Origin of the sequence: Proteus vulgaris (assembly GCF_016647575.1) — a bacterium.
Classification (GTDB): Bacteria; Pseudomonadota; Gammaproteobacteria; order Enterobacterales; family Enterobacteriaceae; genus Proteus; species Proteus mirabilis_B.
This window is the reverse complement of sequence record NZ_CP032663.1, coordinates 3,282,259-3,296,845: the sequence shown is the minus strand read 5'-3', so window position 1 is coordinate 3,296,845 and position 14,587 is coordinate 3,282,259. Positions and strand designations below refer to the sequence as shown.

Sequence of the window (14,587 nt, the reverse complement as noted above, 5' to 3'; positions counted from 1 at the left end):
ATTCACAATGCTGAAAAAGGCATCCGATTTCTGACAAAAAATTATTTTTGGTTTTAAGGAGTTTAATCGTGAAAAAATTGTTATGTGCCGCTGCCCTAGGAATGGCATTGACCATGTCAGCAGGTGTTCAAGCCGCAGATAAAGTAGGTGTTGTGAACATCGGTCAAGTTCTCCAACAAATTCCTAACCGTGATGCGGTAGAGAAACAATTGGAAAATGAATTCAAATCACGTGACACTGAATTGCAGAACTTAGGTAAAGCACTACAGACCGCTGTTGAGAAATATCAAAAAGATGCACCAACTATGAATGCAACACAACGTGCAAATACAGAGAAAGATCTGGTTGCCAAACGTGAAGCATATGCACAAAAAGCACAAGCTTTTGAGCAAGACTTTAGCCGTCGTCAAGCTGAAGAACGTAACAAAATCATGAAACGTGTATTAGACGCTGTTGATGCAGTAGCGAAGAAAGAAGGCTATGATGTGATCCTTGACGCTAACACTGTACCTTATTTCGCAGATGGTAAAGATATTACTGCTCAGGTTCAAAAACAGGTTAAATAATAGATGTTTTCAATTCGATTAGCTGATCTTGCTCAGCAGTTGAATGCACAGTTACACGGCGATGGTGATATCACTATCGCCGGTCTTGCTTCAATGAGCCTAGCAAATAGCGAACAAATTACATTTCTTTCTGATAGTCGCTATCGTGAAAAATTAAGTGAATGTCAGGCTGCTGCCGTTGTATTAACAGAGGCTGATCTTCCATTTTGTCCCGTAGCCGCACTTGTGGTGAAAAACCCTTATCTTGCCTATGCTCAAATGGCACAGATTATGGATACAACACCGCAGCCAGCAGAGGATATTCACCCAAGTGCTGTTATTTCTCCTGACGCTAAGTTAGGAAAGAATGTATCAGTGGGTGCAAATGCCGTTATCGAATCTGATGTTATCCTTGGTGATAATGTTGTGATTGGTGCCGGTTGTTTTGTGGGTAAAAAAGCACATATTGGCGATAATAGCCGTTTATGGGCAAATGTATCTGTTTATCATGAGGTTATCATTGGTAAAGATTGTCTGGTTCAATCAGGTACTGTGATTGGTTCAGATGGTTTTGGTTATGCTAATGAACGTGGTAATTGGATTAAAATTCCACAATTAGGTTCAGTGGTAATTGGTGATCGCGTTGAAATCGGTGCATGTACTACAATCGACCGAGGCGCATTAGATAACACAGTTATCGGTAATGGTGTTATCATTGATAACCAGTGCCAAATCGCACATAACGTCATTATTGGTGATAATACCGCTGTTGCTGGTGGTGTCATCATGGCGGGCAGCCTGAAAATAGGTCGCTATTGTATGATTGGTGGAGCAAGTGTTATCAATGGTCATATGGAAATCTGTGATAAAGTCACGGTAACAGGTATGGGAATGGTAATGCGTCCTATCACTGAGCCGGGTGTTTATTCTTCAGGAATTCCGCTGCAATCGAATAAAGCATGGCGTAAAACCGCAGCACTTGTGTTGCGAATTGATGAAATGCAAAAAAGGCTCAAGTCGCTTGAACGTCAAGTAGAAAGTAGCGACAAGTAACAATATACGTCATTGACGAATGTTACCCATTTTGCGACCTGCGGGTTAACTCACTTTTTGAGTCACAGCAGGTCGTGTCATTATTAATTAGACTCAGTTTTATTAGACAGGAAGAGTATTGCAATGAGTGAGAATCATACTCTGCAAATCGAAGAAATTTTAGATTTACTTCCACACCGTTACCCATTCTTATTGGTTGATCGTGTCCTTGATTTTGAAGAAAAGAAATTTCTAAGAGCAGTAAAAAATGTATCTTTTAATGAGCCTTTCTTTCAAGGTCACTTTCCAGGAAAACCAATTTTCCCGGGCGTACTGATCCTCGAAGCCATGGCACAGGCAACGGGTATTTTAGCATTCAAAAGCGTAGGAAAGCTGGAACCTGGTGAACTCTACTATTTTGCTGCTATTGACGGTGCTCGCTTTAAACGTCCTGTCTTACCTGGGGATCAAATGATCCTAGAGGTAGAATTCATTAAAGAACGTCGTGGTGTTGCTCGCTTTAAAGGCGTCGCTAAAGTTGATGGGGAAATTGCTTGCGAAGCTGAAATGATGTGTGCTCGCCGCCGTGAGGTCTAGCCTATGATAGATAAATCCGCAGTAATTCACCCTTCCTCAATTATTGAAGAGGGTGCGGTAATTGGTGCTAATGTTCGCATTGGCCCTTTTTGTGTCATTGGTGCTAATGTTGAGATTGGTGAAGGAACTGACATCAAATCTCACGTTGTTATCAATGGGCACACACGCATTGGTCGAGATAATCAGATCTATCAATTTACTTCTATTGGTGAAGTTAATCAGGATCTGAAATATCGAGGTGAACCAACGCAAGTGATTATTGGTGATCGAAACCTTATTCGTGAAAGTGTGACTATCCATCGTGGAACAACCCAAGGTGGTAATATCACAAAAATTGGTAACGATAACTTACTGATGATTAATACCCACGTCGCACATGATTGTATCATTGGCGATCGTTGTATTATTGCAAATAACGGCACTCTGGGTGGTCACGTCACGTTAGGTGATTTTGTGATTATCGGTGGTATGAGTGCAGTTCATCAGTTTTGCCAAATTGGCTCTCACGTGATGGTCGGTGGATGTTCAGGTGTGGCACAAGATGTACCTCCTTTTGTTATTGCACAAGGAAACCACGCAACCCCTTATGGGCTGAATATTGAAGGATTAAAGCGCAGAGGTTTTGCTAAAGAAGATCTTCATGCAATCCGTAATGCTTACAAAGTGCTCTATCGTAATGGTAAAACACTGGAAGAAGCGCGTGAAGAAATTGGACAATTAGTTGCTGATAATAATAATCCGCACGTCAAATTGTTCAGTGATTTTCTGGAAAACTCAGCAAAATCTAACCGCGGTATCATTCGCTAATTAGGATATGACCTTGTCAGGCCAATTATCTACTACTCAGCGTCCGTTAGTTATCGGCTTAGTTGCTGGTGAAACGTCCGGTGATATCTTGGGCGCGGGATTAATCCGCGCTCTAAAACAAATGCATCCCAATGTCCGCTTTGTCGGTGTTGCTGGACCTCTTATGCAAGCTGAAGGTTGTGAAGCTTGGTATGAAATGGAAGAGCTTGCCGTCATGGGGATCGTTGAAGTTCTTGAACGATTACCTCGCTTATTAAAGATCAGAAAAGATCTCACTCAACGATTCTCAGAATTAAAGCCTGATGTTTTCGTGGGGATCGATGCACCTGATTTTAATATCACCCTTGAAGGTCGTTTAAAGCAAAAAGGGATCAAAACTATTCACTATGTCAGTCCATCTGTATGGGCTTGGCGTCAAAAACGTGTTTTCAAAATTGGTAAAGCGACAGATCTTGTCTTAGCTTTTCTGCCTTTTGAAAAAGCGTTTTATGATAAGTATCAGGTTCCTTGTCGTTTTATTGGTCACACAATGGCTGATGCCATAGCCTTAAATCCAGACAAAAAGGCGGCTCGTGAACATTTAGGGATATCTGAAGAAACTCCTTGTTTAGCACTTCTTCCTGGTAGTCGTCATGCTGAAGTTGAGATGCTAAGTGCTGATTTTATAAAAACAGCCCAGTTACTAAAACAGCAAATTCCCTCTCTTCATATTGTTGTGCCATTAGTTAATGCCAAGCGACGAGCCCAATTTGAACAGATACATCAAAATGTGGCGCCAGAACTTGAGATACAACTTCTCGATGGGCAAGCAAGAGAAGCAATGACTGCGAGTGATGCGACTTTGTTAGCATCAGGTACAGCTGCATTAGAATGTATGCTCACAAAATGCCCAATGGTTGTTGGCTATCGCATGAAACCATTTACTTTCTGGTTAGCAAAACGATTAGTTAAAACGCCTTATGTCTCGTTACCTAACTTGTTAGCTGGTCGAGAAATTATCAAAGAATTATTGCAAGAAGAGTGCGAGCCTTCGGCATTAGCACAACAGCTTTTACCTCTTTTGACTGATGAAGAAAAAGTACGTCAATTAAAAGAGATATTTTTACAGCTACATAGCGCCATTCGTTGTAATGCGGATGAGCAAGCAGCAAATGCAGTATTAGAATTGGTAGAGAAATAATGGAATTTGTATATCCAAAAGCAAATCTTATTGCTGGAGTTGATGAAGTTGGTCGAGGTCCATTAGTGGGGGCAGTGGTTACTGCTGCCGTTATTCTTGATCCGGCAAATCCAATTGAAGGGTTAACAGACTCCAAAAAGCTAACAGAAAAAAAGCGTAATGCCCTTTATGACGAAATAAAAGAAAAAGCATTATGTTGGGCGATAGGTCGTGCAGAGCCTGAAGAAATTGATGAATTAAATATCCTTTGGGCAACTATGAAAGCAATGGAACGTGCTGTTGCGGGATTATCAATAACACCTGATATGGTTTTAATTGATGGTAACCGTTGCCCTAAATTACCTATGGCCTCTCAAGCGGTTATAAAAGGTGATAGTTTAGTTCAAGAAATTAGTGCGGCTTCTATACTTGCTAAAGTGACTCGTGATAGAGAAATGGAAGAGTTAGATAAGCTTTACCCTGATTATGGTTTTGCTAAACATAAAGGGTATCCAACTGTTTTCCATATGGAAAAACTAGCCTTATTAGGGGCAACACCCTATCATCGAAAAAGTTTTGCGCCTGTAAAACGTGCTTTAAATTTAAAGTAATCCACAGAGTAATTAAACACTATGGCAGATCCTCGTTTTATCCATCTTAGGGTACACAGCGATTATTCAATGATCGATGGATTGGCAAAAACAGGGCCTCTTGTGAAGAAAGTGGCTTCGCTGGGAATGCCTGCTTTTGCGATTACTGATTTCACTAACTTGTGTGGGCTAGTGAAATTTTATGGTGCTGCACATGGTGCAGGCATTAAACCTATCATTGGTGCAGATGTTTACCTTGAAACAGAATTATTAGGTGATGAATATGCTCATCTCACTATTCTTGCACGCAATAATGTAGGATACCAAAACCTCACTTTACTGATTTCAGAAGCTTACAAACACGGCTACGGCGCTGCTGGACCGACGATTAAACAAGAGTGGTTAACAACCTATAAAGAAGGGCTCTTGTTACTTTCAGGCGGTAGAATGGGGGATGTAGGTAAGTTCCTACTTCGTGGTAATCGAGCTTTAGTCGATCAATGCCTTGAGTATTATCAAACTCATTTCCCTGATAGTTATTACCTAGAACTGATCCGTACAGGTCGTACTGATGAGGAAACTTATCTTCATGAAGCTGTTGCACTGGCTTCTGAAAAAGGTCTGCCTGTCGTTGCAACCAATGATGTTTGCTTTCTTGATAGTGATGATTTTGATGCACACGAAATTCGTGTCGCAATTCATGATGGTTTTACATTATCTGATCCTAAGCGTCCTAAGAACTATAGCCCTCAGCAATATATGCGCACAGAAGAAGAAATGTGTGAATTATTTGCTGACATACCCGAAGCATTAGAAAACAGTGTTGAAATCGCTAAACGCTGTAATGTCACGATCCGCTTAGGGGAATACTTCCTTCCACAATTCCCAACTGGGGATATGAGTACAGAAGATTTCCTCGTCAAAAAATCACAAGAAGGTTTGGAAGAGCGTTTAGCTTTTTTATTTCCAGATCCTGAAGAGCGACAAAAAAGACGTCCTGAATATGATGAGCGTCTTGATATCGAGCTGAAAGTGATTAACCAGATGGGATTCCCTGGTTACTTCCTCATCGTGATGGAGTTTATTCAGTGGTCTAAAGATAATGGTGTTCCTGTTGGTCCTGGACGAGGTTCAGGTGCCGGTTCACTAGTGGCTTACTCACTGAAAATCACGGATCTCGATCCTCTTGAGTTTGACTTGCTTTTCGAACGTTTCCTTAACCCTGAACGTGTTTCGATGCCTGACTTTGACGTCGATTTCTGTATGGAAAAACGCGATAGAGTTATCGATCACGTTGCTGAAATGTACGGTCGAGATGCAGTATCTCAGATCATTACGTTTGGTACGATGGCGGCGAAAGCGGTTATTCGAGATGTTGGTCGTGTTTTAGGGCACCCTTACGGTTTTGTTGATAGAATCTCAAAACTTGTCCCTCCTGATCCGGGTATGACGCTAGAAAAAGCGTTTGCTGCCGAACCTCAATTACCTGAAATTTATGAAGCCGATGAAGAGGTTAAATCTCTTATTGATATGGCTCGTAAATTAGAAGGGGTAACACGTAATGCGGGTAAACATGCTGGTGGTGTTGTTATTTCACCAACAAAAATTACCGATTTTGCGCCACTCTATTGTGATGCCGAGGGAAATAACCCCGTTACACAATTTGATAAGAACGACGTTGAGTATGCTGGTCTTGTTAAATTTGACTTCTTAGGTTTAAGAACACTAACCATTATTAACTGGGCATTAGAGATGATTAATGCCCGGCGTGCTAAAAAGTCACTCGAACCTGTTGATATTGCGGCGATCCCATTAACGGATCAGCGTAGCTTTGATATGTTGCAGCGTTCAGAAACAACTGCGGTATTCCAGTTGGAATCTCGCGGTATGAAAGATCTTATCAAACGCCTACGTCCTGACTGTTTTGAAGATATGATTGCACTTGTTGCCCTATTTCGCCCAGGGCCATTACAGTCAGGTATGGTGGATAACTTTATCGACCGTAAACATGGTGTTGAAGAGATTTCATATCCTGATGTTAAGTGGCAACATGAAAGTTTACAGCCCGTTTTAGAACCAACCTATGGTGTTATCTTATATCAAGAACAAGTTATGCAAATCGCACAGGTTCTTGCGGGATATACATTAGGTGGCGCGGATATGTTACGACGCGCAATGGGTAAGAAAAAGCCTGAAGAGATGGCAAAGCAACGTTCTGTTTTTGAAGATGGTGCTATCAAAAACGGCGTCGATGGTGAGCTTGCTATGAGGATCTTTGACTTGGTGGAGAAATTCGCCGGTTATGGATTTAACAAATCACACTCAGCAGCGTATGCATTAGTTTCTTATCAAACATTATGGTTAAAAGCCCACTATCCAGCTGAATTTATGGCTGCTGTAATGACGGCAGATATGGATAACACTGAAAAAGTAGTGGGATTGGTTGATGAATGTTGGAGAATGGGCTTAAAGGTTCTTCCTCCTGATATTAATAGCGGTCTTTATCATTTCCACGTAAATGATGAAGGCGAAATCGTTTATGGTATTGGTGCCATTAAAGGTGTGGGTGAAGGTCCGATTGAAGCAATTGTAGAAGCGCGTCAGCAAGGCGGTCACTTTAAAGATATTTTTGATCTCTGTGCTAGAACAGAAACGAAAAAATTGAATCGCCGAGTGATGGAAAAACTGATAATGTCAGGCGCATTCGACAAACTGGGGCCTCATCGTGCTGCTTTGATGTCTTCATTAGAAGATGCATTAAAAGCTGCAGATCAACATGCTAAAGCTGAAGCAATAGGGCAATCGGACATGTTCGGTGTGTTAGCTGAAGCTCCTGAACAAGTTGAGCGCTCTTATGCCAATATCCCTAAATGGCCAGACCAAGTCGTTTTAGAAGGTGAGCGAGAGACTTTAGGTTTATATTTAACAGGTCATCCGATCACTCGTTATTTAAAAGAAATTGAACGATATGCGGCAGGAACACGTCTAAAAGATTTAGTACCAACACCTCGTGGTCAAATGGTGAAGGTAGCAGGCTTAGTACTTGCTTCTAAAGTGTTTACAACGAAACGTGGAAATCGGATCGGCGTTTGTACCTTAGATGATCGTTCAGGTCGCTTAGAAATTATGTTATTTTCTGATGCATTGGATAAATACCAACATTTATTAGAACAAGACAAGATTTTAATTGCTACTGGGCAGGTCAGCTTTGATGATTTCAATGGTGGGCTTAAAATGACAGTCCGCGAACTTATGGATATCAACGAAGCTCGTGAAAAATATGCACGAGGACTTGCTATCTCATTATCGGACAGGCAAATTAATGAGCAATTATTAAATCGTCTTCGCGACGTTTTAGAACCTCATCGTTCAGGCACGATACCGGTTCACCTTTATTTTGAAAAGCATGATGCCTGTGCACGTTTACGATTTGGTGCGACTTGGCGTGTAACGCCAACAGATATGCTTTTAACGGATCTGCGAACTCTGCTGGGTAATGAGCAGGTAGAATTAGAATTTGACTAAAATAGGAATGTTATGAGTCTTAATTTTCTGGATTTTGAACAGCCAATTGCCGAGTTAGAAGCGAAAATTGATTCGCTAACCGCAGTTAGCCAACATGATGAAAAAATTGATATTAATATCGATGAAGAAGTTTCACGCTTAAGAGAAAAAAGCCTAGAGCTAACGCGTAAGATTTTTTCTGATCTTGGTGCATGGCAAGTTGCACAACTTGCACGTCATCCATTAAGACCTTACACACTGGATTATATTCATCGTATCTTTACTGACTTCCAAGAATTAGCAGGCGATCGTGCTTATGCTGATGATAAAGCTATTGTTGGTGGTATCGCGCGTTTAGATGGTCGTCCTGTTATGGTTATTGGGCACCAGAAAGGACGCGAAACAAAAGAGAAAATCCGCCGTAATTTTGGTATGCCAGCGCCGGAAGGCTATCGTAAAGCGCTTCGTTTAATGGAAATGGCACAACGTTTTAATCTTCCTATTATCACCTTTATTGATACTCCGGGTGCTTATCCGGGAGTGGGTGCAGAAGAGCGTGGTCAATCAGAAGCAATCGCACGTAACTTACGTGAAATGTCACGCTTTGGTGTGCCAATCATCTGTACTGTTATTGGTGAAGGTGGTTCTGGTGGTGCGTTAGCCATTGGTGTTGGCGACAAAGTGAATATGCTGCAATACAGCACTTATTCTGTTATTTCACCAGAAGGTTGCGCATCTATCCTTTGGAAAAGTGCAGACAAAGCACCATTAGCTGCTGAAGCGATGGGCATCACTGCAAACCGTTTAAAAGAGCTTAAGTTAATTGATACGGTTATTCCTGAGCCTTTAGGTGGCGCACATCGTCACCATGATGAAATTGCAGCGTCTTTAAAAGCACAAATTAAATCTGATTTAGAAGAGTTAGATGCATTTGACTCTGAAGAGTTAACAAACCGTCGTTACCAACGTTTAATGGAATACGGTTACTGCTGATAGTGTGATGCTATTTAAAAATAAAAGAGAGCCTCATGTTGATAACATGAGGTTTTTTTTATCCCTAGAACTATCTCTTCCTAAGACAATAAAATCAAGTGATATTAACTGTAATATATTATATATCAATGTGTTAAGTCGATCTCAAAAACAATATTAATTTACTTTTTCACTAAAAGAATAATAAGTCGTATCTATTATTTTATAGAGTCATTTACTTCTTTTATGAGGAAAAAGCGATGATATCGTTTAATGGTAAAGTTGGAATTATTACAGGCGGTAATAGTGGTATTGGTTTAGCTTCTGCGGAAAAGTTTTTATCCTTAGGTGCATCAGTTGTTATCACTGGCAGTAATTTAGCTCGAGGGCAAAAAGCAGAAAAATACCTAAAAGAGAAAGGGCTTTTAGGTGAATTTATACAAATGGATGTGAAAAGCGAAAAAGAGAACGAACAACTTATTGATTATGTCGTAAATAAATATGGACGATTGGATTTCATCTTTGCTAATGCTGGTGTTTTAACTGATAACATCGCAGATAAATTAGAGTATGAAAAATGGAAAGGAGTATTAGATGTTAACCTTAATGGACTCTTTCTGATTAATCGTGCAGCAATTCAATATTGGCTGAAAAATCAATTATCAGGTGCGATTGTTAATTGTAGTTCGATTTGTTCCTTTGTTGGTCAACATGAATTTCCTGCCTATTGTGCATCAAAAGGCGGTGTTAAATTATTGACACAAACACTTGCTATTGATTATGCAAGCAAAGGTATTCGTGTTAATGCGGTTTGTCCGGGATATATCGATACACCTTTATTAGATGGTCGTGAGCTAGATAAGCAAAAGCTAGCGACGCTACATCCTATTGGTCGCCTCGGTACACCAGAAGAAGTCGCTAATGTTGTGGTGTTTTTAGCTAGTGATGCCGCGTCGTTTGTTACCGGAGCTTCTTATTTAGTAGATGGTGGTTTTACTGCCTAACGCTATTTTTAATATAAAGCAGAATAATCACTATTCTGCTGATTTTTTATTTATCTCTTACTTCTATTCTTTACTGTCTTTTTTGTTTAAACGCTTTATTATCAAAAATACAATTTTAACAATAAATCAACTATTTTGGTTTTTATATGGCATTTTCAATTACCATAAGATCTCTTATCTACGCATTGTTATGTGTGTTGATTTGGAGTTTTATTCCCGTTATTTCTCGTATAGGGCAAGCTTCTTTAGACAGTTTTCAATTTTTATTCTGGTCCAATGTTTTCTCAATGATTGCAGTTATTCTCACTGCACTTTTTATGAAGAAAACACCAACACAATTATTTATTTTGTCTAAATCGACCTATTGGAAAGTGTTTATTCTTGGTGGGTTAGATTGTCTATTCTATTTATTGCTCTATTACGGTTACACATTAGAGAATGGCATTGCGGTATTGGTGATACAGTATAGTTGGCCATTATTAATTATTGGATTATCGGTTATTTTACTGAAGGATAGGCTGACTTTAGGGCAAATCATTGGGGTTATTTTAGGTTTTATTGCCGTTATTATCACCTTCACCAAAGGAAATATTACATCAATTGCTGTCGATAATCCTCAAGCCTTATTACTCGTTTTTGCTGGTGCCTTTTGTTTTGCATTAATGTCTGTACTTTCCAAACAATTCTCACTCGATGCTTACATGAGTACGGTATGGTTGTTTGTTTTTTCAACACTTATTTCATTGATCCTAATGTGGATGTTTAGTGAGTTTAAACTACCAGATGCTCCATCTTGGCTCCCTGTCATTTTAAATGGTGTATTAATCAACGGTGTCTCTTATATTTTATGGTTTAAAGCCATGAACAGTGGTGAGTCGACTAAAATAGCTTCTGTTGTTTTCCTTTCGCCTGTGCTTTCAATGATTTGGTTAGTCGTTATATTTCACGATCCTTTTGTTATTGCTTATGCAGTAGGGCTAGGTTTGGTATTAATTGCAGGAATACTTTGTATTCGTGCAAAATCAGGTAGAAAAGCTTAACATAATCATCTGAATTCACTGATAAATGACGATACGATGAAACAGGAATACGGCTTACTCCTTAAAGAAATCAAACAACAAATTGATCCTTACACTAAAATTTTGGTGGGTTTTAGTGGTGGAGTAGATTCCACAGTTTTATTACAAGGGCTTGTACGTTTACGTGATGAATTCCAATTACCTTTAGAATTAACGGCTATCTATATTCATCATGGATTAAACATCAAAGCAGATGAGTGGCTTGCTCATTGTGAACAATGTTGTCAGCAATGGAGTGTTGATTTTATCAGTGAAAAAGTGAATGTAGATCCTAAAGAAGGCGGTCTTGAAAATGGTGCAAGAGAGGCGCGTTACCAAGCCTTTCGTCGATATTTACAGCCACAACAAGTGCTAGTGACTGCTCAACATCAAGATGATCAAGCCGAGACCTTTTTACTGGCTTTAAAGCGAGGCAGCGGCCCTGCTGGGCTTTCTTCAATGCCAGCAAAAATGGCATTTGAAAATGGCTATTTACTTCGACCATTACTCAATATTACGCGTGAACAAATCGAATCTTATGCTACTGAACAAGGGTTAGATTGGATAGAAGACGATAGTAATCAAGATGACCGCTATGATCGCAATTTTTTACGGTTGCGAGTTATGCCCTTATTGGCTCAACGATGGCCTCACTTTTCACAAGCGGTGACTCGAAGTGCGGCATTGTGTGGAGAACAAGAAGCACTACTAGATGAACTATTAGATTCTGAACTTAATGCCTTAATGGACAGTGATCATAGTTTAGATATCAATCAATTGGCTCATTGTAGTGTTATCAAGCGAAATGCTTTATTGAGGCGCTGGTTTGCTGAACACAATAAGACCATGCCATCAAGACAACAAATTTTACGATTATGGCAAGAGGTCGCTTTAGCCAAAGAAGATGCTGAGCCTCGATTACAATTTTATCAAGATGAAGTTAGACGCTATAAACAGCGTCTTTATCTAGTTCCAATCATTAAAGAGCCTGTTGGACACATTATTGAGTGGCAGCTCAATGAGCCTTTGTATTTACCTAATGGATTAGGGGCTTTATCACTCGTTGCCGAAACAGGAAAAAATACCGTTAGAGCGCCTTCAAGTGATGAAAAAGTCACAGTGCGTTTTGGTTTAACACAAGCATCTCTGCGTATTGTAGGGCGAGAGCACGCTCGACATAGTAAAAAGATTTGGCAAGAGTTTGAAGTTGCACCTTGGCGTAGAACCAAAATTCCTTTGATTTATTATAATGATACGTTAATTGCAGCTATTAATACGTTTGTTACTTTTGAGGGAAAAGCAACATCAGAACACGCTATTACTATTGAGTGGCGAGAGGCTCATGAATGAACAACCGCCGGCTGGCGGTTGTTCCTTATTCGGTTATTCCGATTTTATAATGATTGTCCCAAGTTCGGGATTAGAAAAACTGGCAATAATATCCAGTCGCAAATCTTTAGAGCCTTCAGACGTTTTGACTTTTAGGTATTCAACTTTCTTGCTTAAGAAAAGGTCATCCGCGATACCTTCAATAAGCTCACCATCATGCAGTTCAATATGGAGTGCTAAACCACGCTGGCATGCTAACTCCAGATACTCGTAATCATCACAGTTAATTGGTTGATATTCTGTATTTGTTGACATATTCCCTCACCACTCTTTCGTGGCGGTGTTGCCGCCAGTGAATAATTCAGAATAAAATCATTATGCTGTTATTCGATGTGAGCACAATAGTTATTATAATAATTTTCTGAAATAGTTCTTTATTAGAAGTGATTTGAGAAATAATTAACAATTATGGGTGCATTTGTCTTAAAGCTTGTTTTATTGCCCCCTTTTATTTTAAAAAATGTTAGAATCATATTGAGAATGATTTATTAAAAAGTACCCAGAATGTAGGGAGTCGATGATGGGGAAAAAACTTTTATTTGCAGCCGTTGCTGCTGGGTTATTTGTACTGTCAGGTTGCCAAAATAACATTGGCTTATCACTTGATGGAAAAATTGTAGACCAAACTTACAACAGTATTCTGCCTTGTGCCGATTGCTCTGGTATCGACACGACAATTCTTGTTAATCAAGATGGCTCTTATGTTATGGAGCAAAGCTATCAAGGTTCACCTGATGATAAACGTAGTTTCTTTGAATCAGGAACATGGGTATTAGGTAAAGATAAGCTGACGTTGACTAATAGTTACGGTGAAAAGAGCTATTATTTACCTCGTGAAGATAAATTAGTCATGCTTGATATTGATGGCAACGTCATTAATTCAGAACTAAATTATACTTTAGCTAAGGTTCAGCCTAAACAGCTTGCGGGTGAATTTACCTACTTTGCCGATGCAGGTACGTTTAAAGATTGCCAATCAGGGCGAGTTTATGCAGCTAATGGTATTGAATTAGAAAAAGGCTATTTCTCAACCGGTGTTGATGGTGGAACACCTGTTTACCTCGAAGTTAATGGTTATTACAGCATTCGTCCTTCAATGGAAGATGGTAAATATGATCGAGCTTTAGTGGTTACAGATGATAAGCCTCGTTTTAATCGCCATGGCTCTTGCGGAAACCATCGTGGTGGCAGAAGTTAAGTTTTGGCGGTTTTGTTTTGATAAAAAAATCGCTTATTGAATAGCCTTGCGTTTATTAGACAGTTAAAATGAGTTGAGTAAAGACTGAGTCCGGTATTGAGCTGAACTCAGTCTTTTTCATTTTAAGTTTATCTGTGCAGTATTATTGTGCTTGATATCTTCATAAAGTATTTTTCTAATTCATCTATCTCTTTAAATTACTTCGTATAAAAAAAATTTTATTTTTAATATATCAAAGAAATTTCCTATTACTGCATTATCTAAATAATTTCCTTTTCGTAATGTATTTTAAATAACCTATTATTTTTAAAGATATTACAACAATAACTTATTTTATATTGTTCTCTAGCCAGCGCTCATGAGTAGGAGAAACTGGAGAGGGGGGAGTGGAAGGCGTTAACGTTGAATGTTGCTGTTCATCTGAGATACTACTTTCAGTTTCTTGTTTATGTCTATTGCGTTCTTCGGCGCGCGCCTTTTCTTTCTGGGTTTTTATCACATGATCAACGGGAAGAAGGGCGGTATCAAGGACAACATCAATAGGTAAACTGATAATTGAGAATATAGGGTACATTCCCAAAGTAATTAACCAAGCATAAGGTTCATTAATAATTTCGACATCAGTATCAGTACCTCGGTAATAATCATTACTACTCTTTGCTCTATTTATTGTTCCACATCCAGATAATATAAAAAGAATACCAACTATTGCTCCAAATCTTTTCATAATAT

Annotated in this window: 14 protein-coding genes; 12 read left to right on the top strand and 2 right to left on the bottom strand. The window is 39.4% G+C overall.

Translation table 11 applies throughout. The features are described 5' to 3' along the window. Positions 1–68 precede the first annotated feature (68 nt). The 11 genes from D7029_RS15155 to tilS all read left to right on the top strand — a co-directional run bounded on the left by D7029_RS15155 (position 69) and on the right by tilS (position 12,618). The gene (locus D7029_RS15155; RefSeq protein ID WP_036934019.1) at positions 69–566 is read left to right on the top strand and encodes an OmpH family outer membrane protein; all 498 of its coding nucleotides are present in this window, start codon (positions 69–71) and stop codon (positions 564–566) included. 3 nt (positions 567–569) lie between these two features. Then, positions 570–1,598, top strand: coding sequence for a UDP-3-O-(3-hydroxymyristoyl)glucosamine N-acyltransferase (gene lpxD / locus D7029_RS15150; RefSeq protein ID WP_088494702.1), 1,029 nt, complete (start codon positions 570–572; stop codon positions 1,596–1,598). A gap of 123 nt (positions 1,599–1,721) precedes the next feature. Next, positions 1,722–2,174 (top strand): 3-hydroxyacyl-ACP dehydratase FabZ, encoded by a 453-nt coding sequence (fabZ, locus tag D7029_RS15145; RefSeq protein WP_006535887.1) that lies wholly within the window; start codon positions 1,722–1,724, stop codon positions 2,172–2,174. A gap of 3 nt (positions 2,175–2,177) precedes the next feature. Continuing rightward, complete coding sequence (gene lpxA, locus D7029_RS15140) at positions 2,178–2,981, top strand: acyl-ACP--UDP-N-acetylglucosamine O-acyltransferase (RefSeq protein ID WP_088494703.1); 804 nt, start codon at positions 2,178–2,180, stop codon at positions 2,979–2,981. Positions 2,982–2,988: 7 nt separating this feature from the next. Further along, complete coding sequence (gene lpxB / locus D7029_RS15135; RefSeq protein ID WP_194951125.1) at positions 2,989–4,161, top strand: lipid-A-disaccharide synthase; 1,173 nt, start codon at positions 2,989–2,991, stop codon at positions 4,159–4,161. After that, positions 4,161–4,751: a ribonuclease HII gene (gene rnhB, locus D7029_RS15130; RefSeq protein ID WP_006535883.1), complete on the top strand. Its 591-nt coding sequence runs from the start codon at positions 4,161–4,163 to the stop codon at positions 4,749–4,751. The genes lpxB and rnhB overlap by 1 nt, the downstream gene beginning before the upstream one ends. 21 nt (positions 4,752–4,772) lie before the next feature. Next, positions 4,773–8,255, top strand: a complete 3,483-nt coding sequence (gene dnaE, locus D7029_RS15125; protein ID WP_194951124.1) for a DNA polymerase III subunit alpha — start codon at positions 4,773–4,775, stop codon at positions 8,253–8,255. A 12-nt stretch (positions 8,256–8,267) separates the two neighbouring features. Beyond that, positions 8,268–9,227 carry an acetyl-CoA carboxylase carboxyl transferase subunit alpha gene (gene accA, locus D7029_RS15120; RefSeq protein ID WP_088494705.1) on the top strand — a complete coding sequence of 320 codons (960 nt, stop codon included), beginning with the start codon at positions 8,268–8,270 and terminating at the stop codon, positions 9,225–9,227. A gap of 239 nt (positions 9,228–9,466) precedes the next feature. Further along, positions 9,467–10,210, top strand: coding sequence for an SDR family NAD(P)-dependent oxidoreductase (locus D7029_RS15115; RefSeq protein ID WP_194951123.1), 744 nt, complete (start codon positions 9,467–9,469; stop codon positions 10,208–10,210). A 146-nt stretch (positions 10,211–10,356) separates the two neighbouring features. Further along, on the top strand, positions 10,357–11,250 hold the full coding sequence (locus D7029_RS15110; protein ID WP_194951122.1) for a DMT family transporter: 894 nt from the start codon (positions 10,357–10,359) through the stop codon (positions 11,248–11,250). 36 nt (positions 11,251–11,286) lie between these two features. Next, positions 11,287–12,618, top strand: coding sequence for a tRNA lysidine(34) synthetase TilS (gene tilS, locus D7029_RS15105; protein ID WP_194951121.1), 1,332 nt, complete (start codon positions 11,287–11,289; stop codon positions 12,616–12,618). 33 nt (positions 12,619–12,651) lie between these two features. On the opposite strand, the gene rof is transcribed toward tilS, so the two are convergent. Further along, on the bottom strand, positions 12,652–12,912 hold the full coding sequence (gene rof, locus D7029_RS15100) for a Rho-binding antiterminator (RefSeq protein WP_194951120.1): 261 nt from the start codon (positions 12,910–12,912) through the stop codon (positions 12,652–12,654). 262 nt (positions 12,913–13,174) lie between these two features. Between rof and nlpE the strand changes: the two genes are divergently transcribed. Beyond that, positions 13,175–13,855, top strand: coding sequence for an envelope stress response activation lipoprotein NlpE (nlpE, locus tag D7029_RS15095; RefSeq protein ID WP_088494710.1), 681 nt, complete (start codon positions 13,175–13,177; stop codon positions 13,853–13,855). A gap of 328 nt (positions 13,856–14,183) precedes the next feature. Here the strand turns inward: nlpE and D7029_RS15090 are convergent, their stop codons facing one another. Further along, positions 14,184–14,582 carry a YceK/YidQ family lipoprotein gene (locus D7029_RS15090; protein ID WP_194951119.1) on the bottom strand — a complete coding sequence of 133 codons (399 nt, stop codon included), beginning with the start codon at positions 14,580–14,582 and terminating at the stop codon, positions 14,184–14,186. Between the last annotated feature and the right edge of the window lie 5 nt (positions 14,583–14,587).